The organism is Modestobacter sp. VKM Ac-2977, assembly GCF_026968045.1.
Taxonomy (GTDB): Bacteria; Actinomycetota; Actinomycetes; order Mycobacteriales; family Geodermatophilaceae; genus Modestobacter.
In genome coordinates, this window is record NZ_JAPVBQ010000002.1 from 207,883 (window position 1) to 231,435 (window position 23,553).

At 73.9% G+C, this 23,553-nt stretch carries 21 protein-coding genes and 1 pseudogene; 6 read left to right on the forward strand and 16 right to left on the reverse strand.

What is annotated here, in order from left to right; genetic code table 11:
- Window positions 1-11 precede the first annotated feature (11 nt).
- Window positions 12-908, forward strand: a complete 897-nt coding sequence (locus O2V63_RS08610) for a MerR family transcriptional regulator (protein ID WP_269167126.1) — start codon at window positions 12-14, stop codon at window positions 906-908.
- 17 nt (window positions 909-925) lie between these two features.
- Here the strand turns inward: O2V63_RS08610 and O2V63_RS08615 are convergent, their stop codons facing one another.
- A complete protein-coding gene (locus O2V63_RS08615; protein WP_269167127.1) occupies window positions 926-2,860 on the reverse strand; it encodes an acyl-CoA dehydrogenase family protein in 1,935 nt (644 codons plus the stop codon).
- A gap of 122 nt (window positions 2,861-2,982) precedes the next feature.
- Here O2V63_RS08615 and O2V63_RS08620 point away from each other — a divergent pair, with 122 nt between their 5' ends.
- Entirely contained in the window at window positions 2,983-4,260 is a 1,278-nt protein-coding gene (locus tag O2V63_RS08620; protein ID WP_269167128.1) for a glycerophosphodiester phosphodiesterase, read from the forward strand.
- Window positions 4,257-4,430: a hypothetical protein gene (locus tag O2V63_RS08625; protein WP_269167129.1), complete on the forward strand. Its 174-nt coding sequence runs from the start codon at window positions 4,257-4,259 to the stop codon at window positions 4,428-4,430. Before O2V63_RS08620 ends, O2V63_RS08625 begins: the two co-directional genes overlap by 4 nt.
- Before the next feature lie 53 nt (window positions 4,431-4,483).
- Here O2V63_RS08625 and O2V63_RS08630 read toward each other — a convergent pair whose 3' ends face one another.
- From O2V63_RS08630 to O2V63_RS08655, 6 genes and pseudogenes are all read right to left on the reverse strand, one after another.
- Window positions 4,484-5,842 (reverse strand): acyltransferase family protein, encoded by a 1,359-nt coding sequence (locus O2V63_RS08630; RefSeq protein WP_269167130.1) that lies wholly within the window; start codon window positions 5,840-5,842, stop codon window positions 4,484-4,486.
- A 283-nt stretch (window positions 5,843-6,125) separates the two neighbouring features.
- On the reverse strand, window positions 6,126-6,872 hold the full coding sequence (locus O2V63_RS08635) for a TPM domain-containing protein (RefSeq protein ID WP_269167131.1): 747 nt from the start codon (window positions 6,870-6,872) through the stop codon (window positions 6,126-6,128).
- A gap of 258 nt (window positions 6,873-7,130) precedes the next feature.
- Window positions 7,131-8,288, reverse strand: a complete 1,158-nt coding sequence (locus O2V63_RS08640; protein ID WP_269167132.1) for a serine hydrolase domain-containing protein — start codon at window positions 8,286-8,288, stop codon at window positions 7,131-7,133.
- Between the two features lie 111 nt (window positions 8,289-8,399).
- Window positions 8,400-9,752 (reverse strand): annotated as a pseudogene (locus O2V63_RS20730) (PP2C family protein-serine/threonine phosphatase).
- A gap of 132 nt (window positions 9,753-9,884) precedes the next feature.
- On the reverse strand, window positions 9,885-10,793 hold the full coding sequence (locus tag O2V63_RS08650; RefSeq protein WP_269167133.1) for an NAD-dependent epimerase/dehydratase family protein: 909 nt from the start codon (window positions 10,791-10,793) through the stop codon (window positions 9,885-9,887).
- 165 nt (window positions 10,794-10,958) lie between these two features.
- On the reverse strand, window positions 10,959-11,855 hold the full coding sequence (locus O2V63_RS08655; RefSeq protein ID WP_269167134.1) for an ABC transporter substrate-binding protein: 897 nt from the start codon (window positions 11,853-11,855) through the stop codon (window positions 10,959-10,961).
- A 235-nt stretch (window positions 11,856-12,090) separates the two neighbouring features.
- On the opposite strand from O2V63_RS08655, the gene heR reads away from it, so the two are divergent.
- The gene (gene heR, locus O2V63_RS08660) at window positions 12,091-12,882 is read left to right on the forward strand and encodes a heliorhodopsin HeR (RefSeq protein ID WP_269167135.1); all 792 of its coding nucleotides are present in this window, start codon (window positions 12,091-12,093) and stop codon (window positions 12,880-12,882) included.
- Window positions 12,883-12,928: 46 nt separating this feature from the next.
- Here the strand turns inward: heR and O2V63_RS08665 are convergent, their stop codons facing one another.
- The 4 genes from O2V63_RS08665 to O2V63_RS08680 all read right to left on the reverse strand — a co-directional run bounded on the left by O2V63_RS08665 (window position 12,929) and on the right by O2V63_RS08680 (window position 17,033).
- Window positions 12,929-13,081 carry a hypothetical protein gene (locus O2V63_RS08665; protein WP_269167136.1) on the reverse strand — a complete coding sequence of 51 codons (153 nt, stop codon included), beginning with the start codon at window positions 13,079-13,081 and terminating at the stop codon, window positions 12,929-12,931.
- 34 nt (window positions 13,082-13,115) lie between these two features.
- Window positions 13,116-14,975, reverse strand: a complete 1,860-nt coding sequence (gene ggt, locus O2V63_RS08670; RefSeq protein WP_269167137.1) for a gamma-glutamyltransferase — start codon at window positions 14,973-14,975, stop codon at window positions 13,116-13,118.
- Between the two features lie 130 nt (window positions 14,976-15,105).
- A complete protein-coding gene (locus O2V63_RS08675; RefSeq protein ID WP_269167138.1) occupies window positions 15,106-15,756 on the reverse strand; it encodes a response regulator in 651 nt (216 codons plus the stop codon).
- Window positions 15,753-17,033 (reverse strand): sensor histidine kinase, encoded by a 1,281-nt coding sequence (locus O2V63_RS08680; protein ID WP_269167139.1) that lies wholly within the window; start codon window positions 17,031-17,033, stop codon window positions 15,753-15,755. Before O2V63_RS08680 ends, O2V63_RS08675 begins: the two co-directional genes overlap by 4 nt.
- A gap of 189 nt (window positions 17,034-17,222) precedes the next feature.
- Here O2V63_RS08680 and O2V63_RS08685 point away from each other — a divergent pair, with 189 nt between their 5' ends.
- Window positions 17,223-18,188, forward strand: coding sequence for an ABC transporter ATP-binding protein (locus O2V63_RS08685; protein ID WP_269167140.1), 966 nt, complete (start codon window positions 17,223-17,225; stop codon window positions 18,186-18,188).
- Complete coding sequence (locus tag O2V63_RS08690; RefSeq protein ID WP_269167141.1) at window positions 18,185-18,970, forward strand: hypothetical protein; 786 nt, start codon at window positions 18,185-18,187, stop codon at window positions 18,968-18,970. Before O2V63_RS08685 ends, O2V63_RS08690 begins: the two co-directional genes overlap by 4 nt.
- Before the next feature lie 69 nt (window positions 18,971-19,039).
- Here O2V63_RS08690 and O2V63_RS08695 read toward each other — a convergent pair whose 3' ends face one another.
- The 5 genes from O2V63_RS08695 to O2V63_RS08715 all read right to left on the reverse strand — a co-directional run bounded on the left by O2V63_RS08695 (window position 19,040) and on the right by O2V63_RS08715 (window position 23,547).
- The gene (locus O2V63_RS08695) at window positions 19,040-19,558 is read right to left on the reverse strand and encodes a hypothetical protein (RefSeq protein ID WP_269167142.1); all 519 of its coding nucleotides are present in this window, start codon (window positions 19,556-19,558) and stop codon (window positions 19,040-19,042) included.
- Window positions 19,559-19,707: 149 nt separating this feature from the next.
- The gene (locus O2V63_RS08700) at window positions 19,708-20,697 is read right to left on the reverse strand and encodes a Brp/Blh family beta-carotene 15,15'-dioxygenase (protein WP_269167143.1); all 990 of its coding nucleotides are present in this window, start codon (window positions 20,695-20,697) and stop codon (window positions 19,708-19,710) included.
- A 16-nt stretch (window positions 20,698-20,713) separates the two neighbouring features.
- Window positions 20,714-21,553, reverse strand: a complete 840-nt coding sequence (locus O2V63_RS08705; RefSeq protein WP_269167144.1) for a bacteriorhodopsin — start codon at window positions 21,551-21,553, stop codon at window positions 20,714-20,716.
- A 109-nt stretch (window positions 21,554-21,662) separates the two neighbouring features.
- Window positions 21,663-22,295 carry a response regulator gene (locus tag O2V63_RS08710; RefSeq protein ID WP_036336101.1) on the reverse strand — a complete coding sequence of 211 codons (633 nt, stop codon included), beginning with the start codon at window positions 22,293-22,295 and terminating at the stop codon, window positions 21,663-21,665.
- Window positions 22,288-23,547 carry a sensor histidine kinase gene (locus tag O2V63_RS08715; protein ID WP_269167145.1) on the reverse strand — a complete coding sequence of 420 codons (1,260 nt, stop codon included), beginning with the start codon at window positions 23,545-23,547 and terminating at the stop codon, window positions 22,288-22,290. Before O2V63_RS08715 ends, O2V63_RS08710 begins: the two co-directional genes overlap by 8 nt.
- Between the last annotated feature and the right edge of the window lie 6 nt (window positions 23,548-23,553).

Sequence of the window (23,553 nt, forward strand, 5' to 3'; positions counted from 1 at the left end):
CGAGGAGAACCGTGCACACCCATCTGAGCGCCGGTGAGTTCACCGCGCTGACCGGCTTGTCGGCCAAGGCGCTCCGGCTGTACGGGGAGCGAGGGGTCCTCCCCCCCGACGCCGTCGACCCGCACACCAACTACCGGAGCTACTCCCCCGCGCAGTTGCGCCAGGGCATCACGGTGGACCTCCTCCGCCGCGCGGGCGTGCCGGTGACCGAACTGACGCGATGGGCCGACTACCCCTTCGCCGAGCGACGGCAGGAGCTGGCCCTGCGCCGGGCGATGGAGGACTTCTTCCTCGACGTGGCCGAGGAGATCAGCCGCTCCGACCCCGCACGTCTGGTGCCGCAGAGCACGCCGGCCGAGCCCCTGCCCTGGGCAGGTGTCTCGTACGCGTTCCCGGTCCCCGGCGAGGCCCAGGAGCGCATCGAGGTGTTCGGGGCACAAGCCCTCGTCCTGCCCGCGGTCGACGCCGCGTTCGAGGAAGCCCTGGCCGGCCTCGGGATGGACCCGGCGACGCACCGGTGGACCGCTCTCCCCGAGACGACCGGCCCGGCCGCTGCCCAGCAGGCAGCCATGGTGATCGCCCGCCCCTGCTCCACCGACCTGTCGGATGCCGGACGGCGGCACATCGCCGCGCACGTCCAGCAGCACGCCGGGGTCGAGGTCGCCGTCGTCACCGGCACCCTCCCCCGTCGGCTGGAGATCACCTTCCCAGTCGACGGCCTCGGCGAGCGCACCCCGGTCCAGGAGGTCGCTCACGACCATCAGCAGCTGCTCGCCTTCGCGCACCACTGCGCTCGCGAGGGACTGACCATGATCGGGAAGTCGGCACGTCAGGTCGTCGCCGGTGCCTCGCTCTTCTCAGCGGCTACGCCACCGACGACCGTCTTCGACGCCCAGCCGAACGCCTGACGGCCGTCGGCAGCTGCCTACGAGGCGGGCGCGGCCGGCACCGTGGGAGCAGGCTCGTCGAACTGTTCGGCGGCCGGTGGTTCGTGCGTCGGCATCATCGGGCCGTCACCGGCCGGGTCCAGGACGTCCTCCTCGAGCCAGGCGTAGCGACCGGAGAGCACCTGCTGGGCGGCCTGGTACTGGTCGCGGTCGTCGTTGTCCCACAGCTCCGCGAACAGCCGATCGGCGCGACGACGGGCCTGACGGCAGAACAGGTCGGCCAGTTCCGCGGCCTCCTGCCGGCGGGCGGGCTGCGCGCTCCCGATGGTGTCCGCGTACACGCAGGCGCACGAGATCGCGTACAGCTCGGCGCCGATGTCGACGATCCGCCCGAGCAGGTGGCCCTTCTGCTCGAGGCGGGCCTGGTGCCGGCCCATCGCGTAGAAGGTCGAGCGGGCGAGCTTGCGGGAGTGGCGTTCGACGTAGCGCAGGTGCCTGGCCAGCTCCCCGAACTCGGCGTAGGAGCCGGGGCGCTGCCCGGCGCCGGTGGCCAGCGTGGGGAGCCACCGGGCGTAGAAGGCCCCCGCCTTCGCGGCGGCCTTGGCCTTCTCGGCGGGGCGGGCCTTCCCGAGCACCAGGTCCCCCGCGACCCGCAGGTGCTCGTCCACGGCCTCGCGGGCGATCAGCAGGTGCATGATCTCCGTGGACCCCTCGAAGATCCGGTTGATCCGCATGTCCCGCAGCAGCTGCTCGGCCGGCACCGGCTTCTCGCCGCGCCGAGCGAGCGACTCGGCGGTCTCGTAGGCGCGACCGCCGCGGATCTGCACCATCTCGTCGACGGCGGTCCAGCCGAGCTCGGACGAGTAGAGCTTGGCCAGGGCGGCCTCGATGCGGATGTCGTTGCGCTTGTCGTCGGCCAGGCGACTGGACACGTCGAGCACCGCCTCGAGGCCGAACGCCGTCCCCGCCAGCCAGGCGAGCTTCTGCGCGACCGGGTCGTGCTCACCGATCGGCCGCCCCCACTGCCTCCGTTCGGCCGACCACTCGCGGGCGATCTTCAGCGAGTACGTCACCGCCGAGGAACAGAACGCCGGCAGCGACAGTCGGCCGGTGTTGAGCGTGGTGAGCGCGATCCGCAGGCCCTTGCCCTCGCCGCCGATGACGTCCTCGGTGGGGACGACGACGTCGTCGAATCGGGTCACCGAGTTCTCGATGCCCCTGAGGCCCATGAACTCGTTGCGGTGCTCGACCGTGATGCCCGCGCGGTCGCACGGGCAGAGGAACGCGGTGATGCCGCCCCGATGGCCGTCCGACCTCGGGACGACGGCCATGACCACGACCACGTCGGCGATGGCGCCGTTGGTCGCCCACAGCTTCGTGCCGTTGATCCGGTAGCCGGTGCCGTCGTCGGTCGGGACGGCGGTCGTGCTCATCCGCGCCGGGTCCGAGCCGACGTCCGGCTCGGTGAGCAGGAACGCCGAGATGTGGTCCCTGGCCAGCTTGGGCAACCAGTGGCGCTTCTGCTCCTCGGAGCCGAACAGCCGCAGCGGCTCGGGCAGGCCGATCGACTGGTGCGCGGAGAGCAGCGTGGAGATCGACGAGTGCCACGTGCCGGCCATGGCCAGCGCCCGGTTGTAGTAGACCTGGCTCAGGCCGAGACCCCCGTACTCCTCGGGGATCTTCATGCCGAGCGCGCCCAGCTCCCCGAGGCCCCGGAGGACGTCCTCGGGGATCTTCGCCTCGCGCTCGATCCGCTGCCGGTCGACGTGCTCGGTGAGGAACGTGCGGAGGCGCTCGAGGAACGCCTCGCCTCTCTCCACCGCGGCCCCGTCGATCTCCGGCTGCGGGTGGACGAGGTCGAGCCGGAAGTCGCCGAGGAACAGCTGCTTGCCGAACGACGGCTGGGTCCACTCGGTCTCGCGGCTGGACTCGGCGACCTGCTTCGACTGCTCGTACGACGGTTGCGACGCCATGCACCAGCATCGCCCCTGCGCCCCCCGTGAGACAACGCTTCCCGGCGCCGTCGGTGCGAGCAGCAGGGCGGCGGTGGTCGTGCCCGCCGTCGCGGGCCCGAGCGGCAGGCTTAAGGTCGCGCGTGGACTTCGCCGACCTGAGCCGGCCGTTCGTCATCGCCCACCGCGGCGGGTCCCTGCAGGTGCCCGAGCACACGTTGGAGGGCTACTGGGTCGCGGTGGGCCAGGGTTCGGCGGTCATCGAGCAGGACGTGTCGACACTGGCCGACGGCGCTCTGGGCGTCATGCACGACGGCACCGTGGACCGCATGACCACCTCCAGCGGCAACGTCGCCGACCACACGTCGGTGACCTGGAAGCAGCTGGACATCGACGCCTCGGTCACCCTCGGCGGAGGCTGGCCCGACGGGTTGCGCCCGCCGCTGTTCGAGGAGGTGCTCACCGAGTTCGGCAACCGCGTCCTCCTCTGCGCCGAGGCCAAGAGCAGCGATGCGATGAGCCCGATGATCGACGCGCTGGAGCGACACGGTGTCCGCCCGGCGTCCGTGCTGCTCCAGTCCTTCGCCCTCGCCGACTGCCGGCTGGCGCTCTCCCGGGGGTGGCACGTCATCTGGCTCGGCAGTACCGACGTCGCCCGGGCCGCCGCCGAGGGCATCGGCTGGATCGGCCCCCCTGCGGGCCGCGTCACACCGGCGCTCTGCGACGCGGCACGTGCGGTGGGGATCGAGGTGGCCTGCTACACGGTGAACCGCCGGCACCAGCGGGACGCCGTCGTCGCCGCCGGCGTGGACGCGATCTTCTCCGACGATCCCCGCTACATCGCCGGAGACGCGGGCCGCCGCACCTCGGACCTCTTCGCCCGTCAGACCTGGTTGCCCGGGATGCTCCCGGACACCAGCCGCGGCCGGTTCTTCCCGGACGACTCGTCCTGGGGCTTCGACGTCTCCGACACGGTCGCCTCCACGCTCATGGGCTTCCTCGCCCCGCCGGACCCCGAGGCGTTCACGCTGGACCTCGACGTGCGGGTGGACCAGACGTGCCGCAGGAGCGGCGGGTCCGTCCTCTTGAGCACCGACGACCACCCGTACCGACCGTCGTCCCGGTCATCGCCCGGCGCCGACGGCTACCTCTTCACCCTGCGGGGAGACGGCAGCCTGGACGTCCAGCGGGTCCTCGAGGGTGTCGCCACCACGCTGGCGTCCTCGACGGGGGGAACGGCGCCGACGCCGGGTACGTACGTCCGGCTGCGGATCACCGTCACCGACCAGGCGCTCTCCTTCATGCGCGCCGACGTCGCCGAGACCCTGACCGTGGCGGACGCCACCTGTCGACCCGTGCCCGTCGTCCACCTCGGCAGCGCGTTCGCCGGGGTCCGTTTCCGGAACGTGGTGATGTCATGAGCGACCCGTACGAGCGCCCGGGCCACGGCCCCGCCGACCCGGACGGCTACCTCGTCGAGCAGACCCCGGACGGCTACCGGTGGACGTGCCGCGCCGACGGCCGCACCGCCGGGCCGTTCACCAGCCGCGAGGAGGCCGTGGTCTCCGCCGAGGCGGACGAGAGCGCCTGAGGCACCGGGAGGTCCGGTGTGAGAGGGCCCCGCGGCCCCGTCACCCCCCGGGCTCAACCCTTGCGGTGGGCGCCACGGTGCCCCGTCTCCGGTGCGGCCAGGACCTTCCTGCGGACGGCGCCGGCAGCCTCGGCGACAAGTTCCTCGAACGGGCCTCGGGCGTGGTCGCGGCTCCAGAGGAGTGCGAACGCCACCAGCACCGCGACCTGCAACAGGAAGCCGGTCGGTCCACCGGGGACGGCAGGCGCGCTGAGCATCACCAGGTGCATGCAGTAGAGGGTCAGCGTCATGCTCCCCGCTGCAGCCAGGGGTCGCAGCAGCGTGGTCGTCATGCGCCCGAGCAGGATGCACGCCCCGAGCACCACCAGCGCGACGCCGATCGTGTAGGTGAGGTCCAACGACGTGCCGGAGTGCGGCGCCATCGTGGCCAGCCACCAGCCGGTGTCCGTCGGGGTCGTCCCGTTCCACCCGGACGTCGTGACGTCGGCGTACTCCTGCGGCGTCATCGACTGCAGGGCCACCTGGTCGAGCCGCGCGCGGCCGCCGAAGACGTCGAGCAGCAGCCATGACACGGTCATCGAGACGACGACCAGTGCGCCACCGACCAGGATCACCGCCCCCACGACCGCCCGGCTGGAGAGCGCGGCGCGACCGACGGCGAGCCCGACACACAGGTAGGCCATCCACGCCAGCGCCGGGTACTGGCCGGTGACGGTGAGCTCCATCAGCACCTGCAGTGGACGGTCGACCAGGTCGGTGACGGTCATGTTGGGCACGATCACCGGTTCCGTGCCGGCTCGGAGCAGATGGCTGAGGCCGGGCACGACGAGCACGATCACCGTCGCCAGCACCACCAGGGCACGACTGGACAGGGACAGCAGCGGGACGGCCAGCACGAACAGGACGGCGTAGTACGGGAGGATCACCCCGGCCGAGTCCGTCGGGACGAGGTGGCCGAGGGCCAGCCCCACCGCGCCGATGATGAGGGCGCGGACCAGCAGCGACGCCGCCTGGGCCGTCCACGTCCGTCCCGTCGGCCGTCGCCGACGGCCACCCGTGGTGAAGGCGATGCCCACCCCGGCCAGCAGGGCGAACAGCGCCGCCGACTTGCCTGCGGCCAGGGTCCAGGCCAGGGACGCCGTCCCGTCCGAGTCGGTCGCCGCGAACTGGTGCACTGCGATCATCCCGACCAGGGCGAGGCCGCGGGCAGCGTCGATGCCCACCAGTCGGGGCGTCGACCGCAGCGACTGCGCGGTGCTCGACGGCGTCCCGGCGACGTCGCCCGCCGGGACCGGGTCGCACACATGCGGGAGCCCCGGGACGCCGCCGACGGACTCCCTCACCGCCGGCACCGCGGTCACCGCCGATCCCGGACCCTGCTGCTGGGACGCGGTCTCCCGGTCGACGCTCACCGGCTGGTCCCGTTGTCACGTGAAGACGACATTCGCTCACTCTCCGCACACATCTGGGCGTCCCCGACCCGGTGCCATGACCGAGTCGTCGTCCCTCGCACGAAGGGCGTTCGCAGCGCGGTCACCCGACGGATGTCGGATCCGGCCGATTCACGTCCCGGGGTTGACCCTGATCGCCCAGCTGCCCTGGGTCTGCACCGCCACGCCAGGGGCTGCGACCGTCGACAGGCGGGAGGCCAGGAACCGTCGGGCGTGGTGGCGAACGGCCCAGACGTGCGCGCGGCTACCGCGACGAACTGCGCGATGCGCTGCGACGGGAGAGGAGGTGCCCGCTCAGGAGCACGACCGCGAAGATGCCGATCACGACCGTCGTGGTCGCCCCCGACCACGGCAGCGTGCTCCCCGGCGTCTCATCGCCCGTCGTCCCCGACCACGGCAGCGTGCTCCCCGGCGTCTCGTCGCTCGTCGTCGTGGTGGTGTCCGTCGCCGTGTCGGAGCCGGCCGGTGTCTCGGAGCCGGCCGCCGTCTCGGAACCGGCCGCCGGCGTCTCCGCGCCCGCCGGCGTCTCCGCGAGGGACCGGAGCTGCTCGGCCAGCGTGACGACCGCCTGGGTCCAGTCTCGCGCCGCCAGGTCCGGGACCACCTCACTGGCCAGCACGGCATCGACGTCCGCCACGGGCAGCGGGAACCCCTCGGCCACCCACCACCCGTAGTCGTAGGTGCCCCCTCCGACGGCCACGGCCAGGAGGATGTCCGAGTCACCGAGTCCGGACAGTTCGGCGGTGCGTCCAGCCCATTCACCGGCCGGCACGGCGTCGAAGTCGGAGACGAAGACGGCGTGGAGACCGATGTCGCGTTCGGCCTCCAGCCGGTCCACGGCCTGCTGGACGACCTGTCGACCGGCAGCACCGATCACGACGCTGTCATCCGTGAGCTGACCCGACACCTGCCTCGGCGGGCCGGCCGACGCCGGCCCGGCGGCGAGGAGCACGAGCACCAGTGCACCGAGGACCGTCCATGTCCTGCGCATCCCATCATCTCCAAGGTCCATCGAGGCCGAGCTCCTGTCGGGGCGGCACGGCGTGCGCGGGATGCACGGCCGTGGCCGTGGGCGGTCACCGTGTCCAGGGGACGTGCGAGCCGATCGCGGATCGGTTGACCCGTGCAGTGTTCGGCGTGGCCGCCGTTTCCGGATGGGTCGTCGTCCTCACCGGACGGCCCCGCACGACCGGTCCCGGACCTCGCTGCACCGCCCCTCCTGACGGTGGGGTGGCCAACCCTCGAGGAGTCAGCGGGCGTCGTACAGAGCCGTCTCCACGTCCAGGTAGACCTGGTGCACCTCCGGCGCGACGAACGGCAGGGTCTGGGTGTACACCGCCGCCGTGATGCCGGCCGTCCGGTCGACCCAGAAGTGGGTGTTGCAGAGCCCGGCCCACGCACCGCTGCCCGCGCGCCGGCGCCCGGGGACGTCCCGGGTGTTGAGCAGCAACCCGTACCCCCACTTGTGGTCGGGGCCGGCGCAGAAGTCCGCCGTCGAACCCGGGTCGGCGCTGGTGATCGCTGCGGGGAAGTCGAGGTCCCCGATCTGGTTCGTGAACGCCGCGTCCACCGTCTCGGGACGGAGGACCCGGGTGCCGTCGAGCTCACCGTTCCCGAGCAGCGCCCGCTGGAAGCGCAGGTAGTCCCGCGGCGTCGAGTACAGGCCGTGGCCACCGGCGAAGTACTCGGGCTCGGGGTGCAGGTCCAGCGCACTGGGCTGCCACGTGCCGTCGGCCGCACGCATGTGCACCGGCACGCAGTTCGCCCGCTGGTCGGCGCTGGGGGTGAAGGAGGTGTCGTCCATGCCCAGCGGCCCGGTGACGCCCTCCTCCACCGCGACGTCGAAGCCGAGCCCGCTGGCCGCCTCGACGACCTTGCCGAGCCAGTCGGTGTTGATGCCGTACTCGAACCGGGTGCCGGGGTCGGCGAGCAGCGGCGCCGCGAAGACGGCGTTCGACCCCGACAGCACGTTCGGGTTGCCGGTCACCGTCTCCCAGCGCAGCAGCTCGGCGTTGAAGAACCAGTAGCCGAGCCCGGCGGTGTGGGTGAGCAGCTGACCCACCGTGGCCTTCGTCGCCGGCGGCCGCAGGCGGGGGACGTCACCGTCGAAGCCGTCGAGGACCTGCAGGCCGGCGAACTCCGGGCAGTACTCCTGCACCGGGGCGTCCAGGCGGAGGGTGCCCCGCTCGACCTGCTGCAGCGCGGCCACCGTCGCGACCATCTTGGTCATCGACATGATGCGGAAGTGGGTGTCGGCACCGACCGGCTCGTCCGCACCGGCCACCCGGGACCCGGCGGCACTCTCCAGGACCAGGCCGTCGCGGTCGGCGACGACCACCACCGCGTTCGGCACGGCGCCGCGCGCCACGGCTGCCTGCAGGACGACGTCGACGGGGTTCGAGTCCATGGGTGCTCCCGGATCGGGGGACGACCGGGACTGCCCCGATCGGCGCGGTGACCTGGGTCACGGCGGTGCCCGGCACCCTGCCGGTCCCGGTCGGCCAGGGCAAGGCCTTCGTCAGCTGTCGATGTCGCCGGCGGGCAGCCCGCCGATGATGCCGCGGGCCAGCTCGTCGTCCCGCGGCGGACCACGCCACTCCACGAGCAGCAACGAGGCATCGTCGCTGGTCCGACCGCCCCGGGCCGCCATGAGGGTGTGCGACAGCAGCCGGACCGTCTCGGCCACGCTCATCCGGTCGGCGCTGGTCTGCTCGACCAGTTCCCGCAGCCGGCCCTCGCCGAACTGCATCCCGTCCGCCAGCCGTTCCTCGACGACGCCGTCGGTGAAGAACAGCACCCGGTCACCCGGCTCGAGCTGGGTCGACTGCACCGACGGCACGGCACCCCCGAACCCCACGGGACGGGTGATCGGGCCGGTCAGCTCGTCGACGGCGCCGCTCCGGCGGATCCGCAGGGCTGCCGGATGGCCCGCGTTCACCCAGCTGAGCGTCCCGGTCTAGGTGTCCAGCTGGCCCACCTGGGCCGTCGCGAAGCGCCCCGGGTGGGTCGAGCCCAGCACGTCGTCCATCTGCACGTAGAGGTCCGGCAGCGACGCAGCGGACCGCCGGCCGTGCCGGTAGGCGGCGACCACGACGGTGGCCATGATGGCCGCCTCCAGCCCGTGGCCCATGGCGTCGAACACCGCCAGGTGCAGGACGTGCTCGTCCAGGGCGTAGTCGAAGCTGTCCCCACCGACGTCGTACGCCGGTTCCAGGATGCCGGCGAGGGCCACGTCCGGAGTGGTCATGATCAGCGGCGGCAGCGCCTGCCACTGCAGATGGGCCGACAGGGTCAACGGTGCCGCGGCCCGCACCCGTGAGAACGTGCCGGTGTAGAGCGACTTGGTCACGATGAGGTCGGCCGTCAGTCCGGCCAGCCGCTGGGCGAGCCGACGGTCGTCGTCGTCCACCCGGGCGAGGGTGAACGCCAGGACGCCGACCCGGTCCGAGCCGTCGAGCATCGGCAGGTACAGCCGCACGGACCCGTCGGGCAGCTCCTGCTCGATGCGGGCGTCCTGGGTGAAGGCGCGGCCCGGCCAGCTCCCGGCGATCGCCGTCGTCACGCCGACGAGACCTGCGCCGGCCAGTGGCTGCAGGGTCCGCTGGTCGTAGTCCTGCAGCCAGATGCTGACGTCGGTACCGCCGACGGCGGCGATCTCCTGCGCCACCGACGGCCACACCAGCCGGGCCGGCATGAGGTGGGCCCGGTCGAGCAGAGACCCCAGGACCCGCTCGCCGAGGCTCTCGGTGCGGGACCGGCCCGCTGCGTCCACGAAGCCCGAGCCCGAACCGGCCCCCGGCTCCTGCACGACGATGCCGCGGTGGTCCTGCCCGTCGTCCGACATCTGCTCTCCAACCAGGTCCCGCCCCATGAGAGTGACCCGTCGGCGACCCAGGCGCACCGGCTGCGAGCCGGGTGGAACAGCATGGTCCCGACCGCGGGACCGGGTGTCGATCACCTTAGCCGCAGCGGTCGAGGACGCTCCCGGGTGACCGCGGGGCGGTCACGCGCGGGTCGTCAGGCCCCGCCGCAGCTCGTCCATGGCCTGTGCGCGGCCCACCCGCGGCATCCAGCCCCACCCCCGCGCGCGGTCGGTGAGCAGCTGCCCGGTCCAGACCGGCTCGTCGGTCCACTCGGGCGCGACACCCAGCGCGTCGGTCACCGTGCCGAGGTAGTCCCGCCATGTCGCCGGTTCGCCGGCGAGGACGACCGGGGTGGTGCCCCCGGCCACGGGTCCTCGCTCCGGGTCCTCGGCGGTCGCCACGGCGCCCGTGGCGACGTCCGCGATCAGGGCCGCCAGGTCGTCGACGTGCACCCACGCGAAGGTCTTCGCCGGGTTCACCCGGCGCTCACCGTCACCGATCGCCTGCGGTCGCAGCGTGTTCCAGACCGACGTGTCGCCGGCGCCCATGATCGCCGGCGGGCGGACCAGCACGGTGGTGAGCCCGCCGACCTGCGCCAGCGCGGCGTCGGTGGCGTTCTTGGTGTCGGGGTAGTCGCCGCTGCCCTCGGGCAGCAGGGCGCCGTCCTCGGCCAGGTCCCCGACCCCGGCCGAGCGGTCGTAGACCCCGGCCGTCGACATGTGCACGAGCCGAGCGACGCCGGCGTCCCGCGCCGCCCGGGCGACGACCGTCGTGCCCTCGACGCCCACCCGGTGCTGCACCTCCCGGGACGATCCCATCGGGTGCACCGTCGTGACGACCGCGTCGGCGCCCTGGGCCACCTCGCGGGCGAGGTCCTCGTCGGCGGGGTCGCCGACGTGCTCGGTGACCCCGTCGAGCACGGGCGCGCTGCCGGCACGGCGGACGACGGCGCGCACCCGGGCCGACCGCTCGACGAGCGCGCGGCACACCGCGGCGCCCACCAGTCCGTTCGCACCGGTCACCACGACGACGGGAGAGGACGCGACCATGCCGGCCACACTGCCAGCCACCGCACCACGGCGCTGCCCGGCTGCCTCCGGGGTCAGCGCGTCGACCGGAGCACGGGATCCCCGACGCCCGTGGCCGTCGGGAGCAGGGGCAGCGGAGGACGGCCCCCCTCACCCCGAGCGGTGCTCACGCGCCGCGAGCACCGCTCAGCTCCGAGCCCCGAGCGGCCGGAGCAGCTGCTCCACGGGCACCTCGCGCTCGACGAGCCCGCGCTCGTGGACGAACCGGGCGAGCCGAGTCCACAGCTCCGGGTCCAACGACAGGTCGTCGGTGAACCGGCCCACCGTGTCCACCCACTGCCGCTGCGTCAGCTCGCCGCGCAGGTGCGGCGCCACGTGGAGGAACGTCTCCAGCGACCCCTCGGGGTCCTCGCGGACCGCGTGGACCCCGGCGACCACGCCGTCCAGGAACCGCTCGAGCACGTCGCGCCGCTGCGGGTCGTCCGCGGCGTCCTCGTGCGCGCAGAAGACGAGGTGCCCGGGCGAGGGCACGTCGTGGTCGAGGAAGCGCAGCAGCTCCACCTCCATCCCGGCGGCGCGCGCCTCGAGCACCTCGACGTTCTCGAAGGCCGCGAACGCGCCGACCGCCTCGTTGCGGCGCAGCGCGTCGACGAGGTAGTAGCTCACGTCTGCGTAGCGCACCGCATCGCGCTCCAGCGCGATGCCCCGGGACTCGGCCATCGCCTGGACCATCGCCGGCGCATAGGTCCCGAGAGGTGCGGCGATCGTGGTCCCCGCCAGGTCGCCGAGTCCGACGCCGTCCTTCAGCAACAGCCCGAACCCGGTCTCGAAGTACTTGCCGATCGCGACGATCGGGTACCCGGCCAGCCGCTCACCGGGCATGTGGATCGGCTCGGTGATCGCGAGGTCCAGCTTGCCGGCCGCGACCAGCGCCATGCCCGCTTCGTGGTCCACGGGCTCCACGACGTGGACGTCGAGCCCGCGCTCGGCGAACAGCCCGCGCTCCAGGGCCACCACGATCGGTGCGTGGTCCACGTTGACGAACCACTCCAGGGCGAGGCCGACGGTGGCGTTGCCAGACATGCAGTTCTCCTTGCTCGAGGGCGGCGTGCAGCATGATCGACACAACCGGAGCGCGGCCATCGGGGCAAATGAACACCCGCCGTCCGCCTGCCCCGTCCTGCCGCTGTGTCCACGAAGCCGGACCACCCGAGGGCACAGGCCCGTGCGCCAGGACGCGCTACCGTTGAGCATCAGGAGACTGATGGTCGGGTGCCGGAAGGGCAGCGGTCCAGTCCTCCCCGACCAGGAGGTCGTCGTGACCGAGCTCGACAGTCCAGGATCCGCGCCGGCCGCGACCGGGGTGGACGACGCGCGCCTGGCCGGTCTCCGGCGCTGGAACCTGGCGCTGACGGTGCTGCACGCGGCGCAGGCCATCGCCGTCCTGCTGCTGGCGAGCAGCTTCGCCCTCACCGTGACCTCGTCGTTCCCGGCCGGTCCACCCGGGACGGCGGTGCCGGCGCCGGCGCCGCTGGTCGACCTCGGCGTGGGCGTGGCGATCGCGCTCTTCCTCGCGCTGGCCGCGGTGGACCACCTGCTGACCGCCACGGTGCTGCGCCGGCGCTACGAGGACGACCTGCGCCGCGGCATCAACCGTTTCCGCTGGGTCGAGTACTCGGTCAGCTCCACCATCATGGTGCTGCTGATCTGCGGCTACACCGGCATCACCGGGCTGAGCGCACTCATCGGCATCGCCGGCGCCAACGTCGCGATGATCCTCTTCGGCTGGTTGCAGGAACTGATGAACCCGCCCGGCCGCACCCGGACCACGATGCTGCCGTTCTGGTTCGGTTGCGTCGCCGGAGCCGCGCCCTGGGTGGCGATCACCGCCAACGTCCTCGGGGCCGCGCAGATCCCCGGCTTCGTCCTCGGGATCTTCGGATCGCTGTTCGTCCTCTTCATGAGCTTCGCGGTCAACCAGTGGCTGCAGTACCGGGAGATCGGCCCGTGGCGCAGCTACGCCTACGGCGAGCGGGGCTACCTGGTGCTGAGCCTGGTCGCCAAGAGCCTGCTCGCCTGGCAGGTCTTCGCCGGCTCGCTGGCCACCTGACCCGCCGCCCGACCGGTCCACGGCCGGGCCTGGTCGAGGGCGGGGATCACGCGGACGGTCCGTCGTCCGGGTCCTCCTCGGGCTCGAACGTGCCGCCGGCGTCGTCCGGCAAGCCGATCTCCACGCCGCGGCCGTCCTCCTGTGGCTGAGCGGCGTCCGACCGGCGGGCGCCGGGGTCCGGTGCATCTGGTGTGGTCACGGGGCTCTCCTGTCGTTCGGCCTGCTGCGGACCGTCAGTCGTCGCCGAGCCCGGGGGCGAGGCCCGGCACGTCCGGTACGGCTGCCAGTGGGTTGTCGAGGAGGTCGCGCACGACACCCGCGCTGCCACCACCGCGTCGGTCGGGCTCCGCGGCGGCCAGCATCAGGCCGCCCGGCAGGTACTCGATGCCGGTGGCCGCACCGATCTCCTCCACGATGCTGAACTCGTGCCCGAGCGCCTCGAGGGGCGGCCCGTACGCGGCGACGAACGCCGGTTCCGCGGACACCGCGGGAGTGTTCCGCTGGCTGGCCCGGGGTGCGGCGATCGCCAGGGCGAGGTTCATGTCGCGGTCGATGCGGTTGACCAGGGTCTGCAGCACCGTCGTGATGATCGTGCTGCCGCCCGGGGAGCCGAGGGCGAGCACCGGTTCACCGTCGTGCAGCACGATCGTCGGCGCCATGCTGCTGCGCGGCCGCTTGCCCGGGGCGGGCAGGTTCGGCTCGGGCGTCATGGGGTCGGCGGCGGCGAAGGTGAAGTCGGTCAGCTCGTTGTTGAGCAGGAACCCGCGGTCGGGCACCGTGATCCCGCTGCCACCGGTCTGCTCGATCGTCAGCGTGTAGCTGGCGATGTTGCCCTCGGCGTCGCCGACCGTGAGGTGCGTGGTGGAGGGGCCTTCCGTGCCCTCCCCCACCGTGACCCCGTCCGCTGCCGGGCACGGGCCGTACTCGCCGTCCGGGTCGCCCGCCGTCGTCGGCTTCTCCAGCGCCGCGGCCGGGTCGATGGCGCAGGCCCGCTCCGCGGCGAAGTCGTCGGAGAGCAGCTCGGCCAGCGGCACCTGGGTGTACGCCGGGTCGCCGACGTAGGCGTTGCGGTCCGCGAAGGCCAGCGCACTGGCCTCCAGGTAGTGGTGCAGTACCGGCACGGCGGGCAGCTGACCGAGGTCGAACGGCTCCAGGATGTCCAGTGCCTCGCCGACGGTCGACCCACCGCTCGACGGCGGGGCCATCCCGTAGACCTCGAGCCCCCGGTACTCGACCATGGTCGGCTCCCGCAGCGGGGCGTCGTACTGCGCCAGGTCGACGTCCTCGAGCAGCCCCGCGCGGACGTCCTCGACGCCCGCCGCCTCGGGCGGGTCCTGCGCCGTCCGCACGATCTCCCCGGCCAGCTCCCCCGAGTAGAACGGCTCCACGCCCTCCTCCGCCAGCAGCCGGTAGGTCTCCGCGAGGTCGGGGTTGGCGAACAACGACCCCACCTCGGGCAGGGCCCCGCCCGGCAGGAACAGCTCGGCGCTCGGCTCGAACGTGCGGAACTTCTCCTCGTTCTCCGCGGTCTGCTGCCGGAACGTCTCGTCGACGACGAAGCCCTCGTCGGCCAGCCGGATCCCGCCCTGCAGCGCGTCCGCGAGCGACCACGTGCCGAACTCCGCCAGGGCCGTCGCCCAGGTCTGCGGCGTGCCGGGCGTGCCCACCGACAACCCGCTCGCCACCGCCTCGGCGAACGGCAGGGGCTCACCCGCCTCGTCGAGGAAGGCGCCGGCGCCCATCGCCAGCGGCGCGGTCTCCCGGCCGTCGATCGTGGTGACCGCTCCGGTGTCGGCGTCGTAGTAGAGGAAGAAGCCGCCGCCACCGACCCCCGCCGAGTAGGGCTCCGTCACGCCCAGCGCGGCTGCGGCGGCGACAGCGGCGTCCGCGGCGTTGCCACCGGCGGCCAGGACCTCCAGGCCGACCCGGGTGGCGTCGGCGTCGACGGTGGCGACCGCGCCCCCGGTGCCGACTGCCCACGGACGCTTCTCCGGCAACGGGTCGACCGGCGTGGCGCTCGCCGGCCCGCCGGCAGCGAGGACGCCGGCAGTCAGCGCGGTGAGGGCGACCAGGGTGGTACGCGGACGCAGCATGGAGACTCCCCGGGCGTCATCGATGCGCAGGAACACATCGGACACCCTCCGGGCTCATCGCGCCACCCCTCCGGTGCACGACCGTCTGCCGCCCGGAGCCCGCGCGCGCCCGGGGCCGCGGACCCGGCGGTCAGCCGGTCATGAAGCCGCTCTCGTACGCGGCGATGACCGCCTGGGTGCGATCCCGCGCGCCCAGCTTGAGCAGCACGCTGCTGACGTGCGTCTTCACCGTCTCGCGGCTGAGGTACAGCTCGGTGGCGATCTCGGCGTTGGACAGCCCGCCCGCCACCAGCCGCAGCACGTCGGCCTCGCGGCCGGTCAGCTCCGGCAGTGCGGCCGCCCCTCGGGCGCGGGAGGGCGCGTGCGAGGCGATGAGCCGGCGGGTCAGGTCCGGGAGCACCAGGGACGTCCCGCGGGCGACGACCCGGATGGCGTCGACGAGCGAGTCCAGGTCCGACCGCTTCAGTGCGAAGCCGCTCGCCCCGGCCTGCAGCGAACGGAACAGGTAGTCGTCGTCCTCGAACGTGGTCAGGACCAGCACGCGGGGGCGCTGCGGGTCACGGGCGACCAGCTCCGCGGTCGCCGCGATGCCGTCCATGTCGGGCATCCGGACGTCCATGAGGACAACGTCGGGATCGGTGTCGGCCGCGACCGCCAGCGCCTCCCGGCCGGTGCCGGCATCGCCCACCACGGTGAGGTCGGGCTCGCTCTCCAGGATCACCCGCAGCCCGGAGCGGACGAGCACGTCGTCGTCCACGAGCAGCAGCCGCAGGGCGGTCACGCCGCCCCCGACAGCGGCAGGGTGACGCACAGGTCGAACCCACCCGAGGGCGTCCGCTCGGCGGTGAGCGTGCCGCCGGCGGCGGTCGCCCGCTCCCGGAGGCCGGCCAGCCCGCGACCGCCGCCGGGGCCCGGGCGGCCGTCCTGCTGGGCGACCGGCTCGTTGCACACGCGGACGACGAGGGTGTCCCCGCTGCGGGCGACCTGGGCGACCGTCAGCGGGGTGCCGGCGTGCCGCAGCACGTTCGTCGTCCCCTCCTGGACCACCCGGTACGCCAGCTCCTGGGCACCGGCGGGCACGTCGTCGACGTCGCCGTCCACCACGAGCTCGACGGGCAGGCCGCCGTCGCGGAGTCCGGCGAGCAGGTCCTCGAGGTCGTCCAGCGACGGCGCGGCGAACGGGACCGGGTCGCGGCCGCCGTCCTCGGCCCGGAGCACGGTGAGCACCCGGTCGAGCTCCGCGAGCGCCGTCCGGGTGTTGGTCTCGATGTGCCCGAGCGCCTGCCGGGCGAAGTCCGGCTGCAGCGGCCGGTCGTCCGCCGGCGTCAGCGTGCGGCGGGCAGCGGTGGCCTGCAGCAGGCTGGCGGTCAGCGCGTGGCCGATGGTGTCGTGCAGGTCGCGGGCCAGCCTGTTCCGGTCGGCCAGCCGCCGGGTGCTCTGCTGCAGCGCGGCGATCCGCTGCTCGGGCGCGGTGCCGAGCAACCGGGGCGCCACGGACGCGGACAGCCGCACCAGCAGGTCGACCACGGCCAGGGTGAGGACGACGTCGAGCACCATGAACGCCAGCAGCGGCAGCGCGTTGAGCGGGTTCCACTCGGTGTCCCAGCCCAGCACCACGAAGAGGGCGGCACCGAAGAGGACGGCGGCGGACGTGGCGACGCCGAAGAGCAGGCGGGCGCCCAGCCAGCCCAGGGCACGCCAGGTGTCGGGCGCGAGGACCAGCCGCCGGAGCTTGCGGACGACGCCGCGCTGGTCGCGGACCCGCTCACCCTCGGGGACGTCGACACCGAGCAGTCGGCGGGCCAGCCGGCGCTCCATGCCGGCCAGCCCGCGGGTCACCGCCAGCACCAAGAGGATGAGCAGGACGCCGACGCCGTAGACCAGGGCCACCACCGAACCGATCAGCCCCAGGTACAGCCCCAGGTACAGCACACCCAGGGGCAGGCTCGCCAGCGCGTAGAGGGCCCGACCGCGCCACCCCGGGCGGGCGGCGACCAGCACCGCCCGCAGCCGGGCGGCGAGCCCGGTCGCCGTGAGCTGGGAGGTCGTCGGGGGCACGGCTCGATCCTGGCCCACCGCCGCGCCCGGCGACTCCCCCTTCGGCGCCCCGCTCCCCTCCCCCACGTGGGGGACGCTGCTCGGCACCGTGGGGTGATCCGCCCGGGCCGGCCGGCCCGACAGGCTCCGTGTCATGACTGCACCCCTCCCGTGGCGGCGACGCCGTCACGCCACCGACGGGCCGCGCGCGTGATCCAGGTGCGCGGGCTGACCAAGGAGTACGGCACCACGTCCAGGCTGCGTGGGCCCGGCACCGTCCGGGCCGTCGACGACCTGACCTTCGACGTCCAGCCGGGCAAGGTGACCGGCTTCCTCGGTCCGAACGGCGCGGGCAAGTCGACCACGATGCGCATGGTCCTCGGCCTCGACCGGCCCACCGCCGGCTCCGCGCTGGTGGCCGGCCGGCCCTTCGCCACGCTGGCCGAGCCGCTCCGGACGGCCGGTGCCCTGCTCGACGCGGGCGCCGTCCACCCCGGGCGCAGCGGCCGCGACCACCTGCGGGTCGCCGCCCGCACGCACGGCATCCCGCTGCGCCGGGTGGACGACGTCGTCGACCAGGTCGGGCTCGGCCCCGCGGCCCGTCGGCGGGTGCGTGGCTACTCCCTGGGCATGCGCCAGCGGCTCGGCATCGCGACCGCGCTGCTCGGTGACCCCGCCGTCCTGCTGTTCGACGAGCCGATGAACGGCCTGGACCTGGACGGCGTCCGGTGGATCCGCCGGCTGGTGCGCGAGCTGGCCGACGAGGGGCGGACGGTGCTGCTGTCCAGCCACCTGATGAGCGAGATGGAGCAGACCGCCGACCACCTGGTGATCATCGGCCGCGGCCGGCTGATCGCCGACGCGTCGATGCAGGAGGTCATGCGCGGCCAGGGTGCGCAGCGGTCGGTCCGGGTGCGGACCCCCTCGCCCGACGCCCTGGTCGGCGCCCTGCGCCGCCGACGGCTGCAGGTGCACCCCACCGAGGACGGCGACCTGCTGGTCGAGGGCGCGACGGCGGAGACCGTCGGCGACGTCGCGCTGGAGACCGGTGTCGCGGTGCACCGGCTGGCCGAGGAGCACTCCTCGCTGGAGCAGGTCTACCTCGACCTCACCGGCGACAGCGTCCAGTACCGGGTCGCCGTCGCACCCGAGCCGGCCGGACTGGTGCAGCGATGAGCGCGGCGGAGGTCGCCACCCCGACGACCGGGACGGCGACCGTCTTCCGGCGCGCCGCCGGCGCCGAGTGGCTGCGACTGCGCACGGTGCGGACGACGTGGTGGTGCCTGCTGGCTGCTGCGGTGACCATCGTGGGCATCGGCGCCACCGCGGCCTTCGACGAGGCGACCGGACCGGCCGACCCGTTGACCGGCCTGCCGGCGACGTTCGCCGGTGAGTTCGGCGTCCTGCTGGGCCAGTTCGCGCTGCTGGTGCTGGCCCTGCTCGCGGTCACCCCGGAGTACGCCACCGGGTCGATCGGCCCGACGCTGCAGTGGACGCCGCGCCGCGGCGTGCTGCTGGCCGCGCGGGTCACCGTGCCGGTCGTCGTCGCCACCGTGGCCGGGGTGCTGCTCGCGCTGGTCGCGGACGTGGCCGCCTGGCTCATCGCGCCCGACCTGACCCTGACCCTGGCCGACCTGGCCGACAGCCTCGGCCGGGTCGCCGCGGTACTGGCCGCCGGGAGCGTGCTGGCCGTCGGCGTCGGCCTGCTGCTGCGCAGCACCGCCGGGGCACTGGCCACGGTCTTCCTGCTCCAGCTGGTGCTGCCCGCCCTGCTGCCCGGGTTCGGCGTCGAGTGGATGGCCGACCTCGGGGAGCTGCTGCCGGGCACCGGTGCCGTCTGGTTGCTGCTCGGCGAGCCGGACATGACGGCAGCCGCGGCGGCGACGCTGCTGGTCGGCTGGTCCGGGGCGGCGCTCGCCGCCGGCGGCTGGTCACTGCTGCGCCGGGACGCCTCGTAGCCCGTGCGGTCCCGGCTACGACACGGGCGGCGGCCAGGGCTCACCCGGCCGCCGCCCGCGAGTCGTGCCTCAGACCGAGGTGGCCAGGCTGCGCACGCTGCTGGTCGTCGTGAGGGCGAGCCGGCGGCTGATCCGCAGCCCCTGGTCGGCCAGGGCGAACGTCGCCTCGATGACGTCCTCGGGCCGTACCAGCGCCGCCGGCACGATGCCGCGGACGATGGTCGTGATGCTCTGGACGACCCCGGCGACGGCGTCCTCGCCACTGGCGGCGGCCTCCTGCAGCTGCCGCCGGGCGCGCTCCTGCTCCTGGTCGCGCAGCTCGGCGAGCAGGCCGGCGCGGGCCTGCTCGAGCACACGCTCCACCTGCGGGCGCTCCGCCGTGCCGTCGGGCCCGGACGCCACCAGCTCGCCCGCGACCAGCCGCCGGGCACGCTGCGCCACGTCCTCCTGGGTCCGGGCCAGCTCCCGGAGCTCGACGTCGGAGCCGGTGGACGCCTCCGGGGCGACCCGCTCCTCGGCCGCGGGTGCAGCGCTGGACTGGTCCTTGGTCGCCTGGCTGGACTTCGTCGTGCTCGTCGGTCCGGTCATGAGGTGCTCCTCCTGTGCTCGGTCCATCGGGACCCCCAGGCTCGGCTCGGCAGGTGAACGTCCGGGGGGCCGTGTACGGACAACCGGCGAGTCCGCTCCGAACTCGGGCGCAGCCCAGGCGTGTCGTCCGGTGTGTCGACGGCCGGCGCTCAGCCGGCCGACGGGGCCACCCGCTCGGGCTGGTGCCGGAGCCCGGCCGCCGTCCGCCGGTCGAGCAGCGCCACCACCGCCATGTGCGGGACGGTGAGGCCGAGGAGGACGGCCAGCGCGCCGGCCGTCCAGTCGGGTCGTTGCGCACTGAGGACGAGGAGTGCGATGCCGGCGAGGGCCACCCCGGTGGGGACTGCGGCCGCTGTGGCGTAGCGGAGCAGCGGGGCGCCGAGCCGGCCGGCCGCCAGGTCCTCGCCGTTGCGGGGGTCGAGCACGAGCAGGCGCCCGATGTGGCGGACGGCGTGCCAGCCACCGAAGTACGCCCCGAACGCCGCCGCCGGCGGAGCGAGGGTGAACAGCGCCGCCAGCAGGCCGGCCTCGGCCGCCCATCCGGGCCGGCCGCGGGCCAGCGCACCGAGCACGGTGCCGAGAAGGGCCACGCCGACGACGGCGAGCGCAGCCTGCCGGACGCCGGGTGCCAGCACCCCCGGCAGCTCCGGGGACAGCGCTGCCAGCACCCGGTCGGCCTCCTCGGGCCACCGGGCGAGCGGGACGGCGATGGGCACCCCGCCCAGGCCCACGACGGGCGCGACGTCCCGCAGCGCGGGCCGCCACGGGGTCCCCGACCGCTCGGCGTCGAACGCCACCTCACCCATGCCGAAGTGCACCGCGGAGACGGCGAACAACAGCAGCAGGCTCACCACCGGGGCCACCAGCAGGGCGCCCAGTGCGGCCAGCGCGGTGACGGCGTAGCCGACCAGGACGCCCGGGCGCAGCATCCGCCCCGGTCGCCCGGCGACCCAGTCCGGGACCAGGTGGTCGACCGCACCGTGCGGCAACCCGACCAGCACCCCGGCGGCCAGGACGCCCACCCCCCACGCCGAGAGCTGGTCGGGCAGCAGCACGGCCGCCCCGACGACCGCGCCGACGACCCCGGCCGACAGCCGGGTCGTCAGCGCGGTCACCCGCAGCGGCGCCTCTGCCGTCACGATGCGATCCGGGAGGTCAGGCGGCCCGGCCGGGCGCGGCCACCTCGGTGATGCCACCGCGGGGCAGGGTGACGTCAGCCGCGACGGCCGCGTCGTGGCCCTCGTGCTTGCTCACCTTCTGGGCGATGATCGCCAGCAGGATGCCGTAGACGACCTTGGAGGTGACGTCGGCGACGGTGTAGGTGATCTGCCGGGCGACCACGCCGTCGGCGGAGTCCCAGATCGCCGGCATCAGGTAGGCGCCGGGGTAGAGCATCCAGGAGACCAGCAGCAGCCACCACACGGCCTTGACCAGCGGGCGGACCTCCGCGGGCAGCCGGCCGACGTTGCCGTACACGGTGCGGTACACCAGCGCCAGGATCACCAGGAAGAACACCGTGCTGATCGATCCCCAGATCCAGAACGGCGCGCTGCGCTCGACCTCGTAGAACTGGCCGGCGTAGCCGGTGTAGATCATCCCCAGCCCGGCGACGGTGAAGACGATCCAGCCACGGCGGAACGCGGCGCCGGTCACCCCCAGGACGATCAGCATCTGGAGCAGCAGCACCGGGACGTCGATCGTCCAGTTCATGTACCGGTAGCCGTTGGAGAACAGCGTGCCGGTCGGGCTGAACGCCTCGCCGTCCCAGCTGAAGGCGCTGTCCCACTTCTGGGAGGTGACCAGCAGCTCCAGGAACGCCGACAGCATCACGACCGCGGACAAGGTGGAGGACAGCTGGTACCGGGGCAGCGAGTTCTTGCTGGTCAGCAGGAAGTAGACCAAGCCCGCCGCCATCGCGGCGTAGCCGAGGGTGAAGACGTGGGACACGATGGTGAACTGGAAGAAGTCGTAGCTGAAGGTGTTCTCGACGTTCACGTCGTCTCCTGATCCGGAAGGCGGTGTCGTCGCTCTTCCGTCGTCGGCGGCGCGGCGGATGCAGGCCGGCAGCCCAGCGCCGGGCGCCGAGCCCGCCCGGCCCCGTGCGTCAGACGGGCAGGATGCCGCGCTCGTACGCGGCGGCGACGGCGGCTGCCCGGTCGGTCACGCCCAGCTTGGTGAACACGTGCACCAGGTGCGTCTTCACCGTGGCCTCGCTGACGAACAGGCTCGCGGCGATCGCCCGGTTGGGCGTGCCCTGGGCGACCAGCCGCAGGACCGCCACCTCCCGCTCGGTCAGTTCCGTCCCGGACGTGCCGCGCATCCGGGTGACCACCTGCGTGGCCACCGCCGGGGACAGCACCGACTCCCCGTCGGCCGCGGCGTGGACGGCGGCGACCAGCTGGTCGCGGGGGGCGTCCTTGAGCACGTAGCCGGTGGCCCCGGCCTCGAGCGCCGCGCGCACGTCCCGGGCGGTGGCGAAGGTGGAGAGGACCAGCACCCGCACCGGGTCCTCGCGCAGCGCGACGATCGCGTCCAGCCCGTCACCCCGGGGCATCCGCAGGTCCAGCAGCAGGACGTCCGGCCGGAGGGCACGCACCAGGGCGACCGCCGCCACCCCGTCCCCGACCTCGCCGACCACCTCGACGTCCGGCACCGCGGCGAGCATGCCGCGCAGGCCGTCGCGCACCACCGGGTGGTCGTCGGCCAGCACCACCCGGACGGTGCGCCGCTCAGCCACGGGCCACCGGCAGTCGCAGCGAGACCGCCGTCCCACCACCCGGCTCGGACTCCACCAGCACCTCGCCGCCGACCCGCTCGGCTCGCTGCCGCATGCCGCGCAGGCCGAACCGGGCCCCCGCCGTCCCCGCGCCGACGGACCCGGTCGCCGGGAAGCCCACCCCGTCGTCCCGGACGTCCAGGAGGACCTCATCGTCGAGGAAGGACAGCGTGACCCCGACGCGGGAGGCCCGGGCGTGCCGGGTGACGTTCGCCAGCGACTCCCCCGCCACCCGCAGCAGGACGGCCTCGGCGTCGTCGGGCAGGGGCCGGGCGGCGCCGGTGACGACCAGCTCGGCGCGCGCGCCGGTGCGGGTCACCCAGTCCCGCACCAGCCGGTCCAGCGCGGCCGGCGCGTCGGCGTCATCCAGCTGGGACGGCAACAGCCCCTCCACGGACCGCCGGGCCTCCACCAGGGCGGCGCGGGCGAGCTCGGTCGCCGCGTCCACCCGCTGCGCGACGGCTGCGGGGGCGGCGTCGCCGGTGACCGCCTGCAGCTGGGTGACCACCCCCACCAGGCTCTGCGCGATGGTGTCGTGGATCTCCAGGGCCAGCCGCTCCCGCTCCTCGTGCCGGCCCGCCTCCCGGGCGCGCTGCAGCAGCGCCGCGTGCAGGTCGGCGTTCTCGGCCAGCGCATCGGCCAGCCGGGCGTTGGTCCGCTCCAGCTCGTCGATGGTGGCGACCCGCGCCGCGGCGAGCGCGTGCTCGTCACGCTCCATCCGGACGAAGAACAGCACGAGCCCCGCGTTGAGCGCGAACAGCCCCAGGAACGCTGCGGCCTGGGTCCGGTCGGCCGGTGGCAGGCCGCCGGACTGCGCACCGGCCAGGGTGAGCGCGGTGAGGAGCACCAGCGGGGTCACCAGCCGGCGCGGCGCGTGCTCGACCGTGTCGAAGTAGCCGACGAAGGCGAAGGCCCCGAAGAACGGGTTGATCAGGACCAGGACGAAGGCGGCGACGGTGCGAGCGGAGACGTAGACCGCACTGAGCCGGTCCGGGCCGCCCGGACGGCGGTCCCACCGGCGGTCGACCACCCAGGCGTGCCCGGCCGCGATCGCGCCGACCAGCAGGGCCGCGGTCGTCCACGCTGCCGGCCCCCGGTCGAACAGGTGCATCGACGCGGCGGCGAGCGCGGTGGCCAGGGCGAGGACCAGGTAGGGGCCGCGCCGGAGCAGGAAGCGCCACCGCACCTCGACGGCGGCCGCCGGACCGGTCACCGGCCC

Bases quoted from the DNA above. Each gene is read 5' to 3' on its own strand.
- O2V63_RS08640 (WP_269167132.1), bottom strand. From the start codon at position 8,288: ATGGACTCGAACCCCGTCGACGTCGTCCTGCAGGCAGCCGTGGCGCGC.
- ggt (WP_269167137.1), bottom strand. From the start codon at position 14,975: ATGCTGCGTCCGCGTACCACCCTGGTCGCCCTCACCGCGCTGACTGCC.
- O2V63_RS08615 (WP_269167127.1), bottom strand. From the start codon at position 2,860: ATGGCGTCGCAACCGTCGTACGAGCAGTCGAAGCAGGTCGCCGAGTCC.
- O2V63_RS08655 (WP_269167134.1), bottom strand. From the start codon at position 11,855: ATGTCTGGCAACGCCACCGTCGGCCTCGCCCTGGAGTGGTTCGTCAAC.
- O2V63_RS08695 (WP_269167142.1), bottom strand. From the start codon at position 19,558: ATGACCGGACCGACGAGCACGACGAAGTCCAGCCAGGCGACCAAGGAC.
- O2V63_RS08650 (WP_269167133.1), bottom strand. From the start codon at position 10,793: ATGGTCGCGTCCTCTCCCGTCGTCGTGGTGACCGGTGCGAACGGACTG.
- O2V63_RS08635 (WP_269167131.1), bottom strand. From the start codon at position 6,872: ATGCGCAGGACATGGACGGTCCTCGGTGCACTGGTGCTCGTGCTCCTC.
- O2V63_RS08690 (WP_269167141.1), top strand. From the start codon at position 18,185: ATGAGCGCGGCGGAGGTCGCCACCCCGACGACCGGGACGGCGACCGTC.
- O2V63_RS08625 (WP_269167129.1), top strand. From the start codon at position 4,257: ATGAGCGACCCGTACGAGCGCCCGGGCCACGGCCCCGCCGACCCGGAC.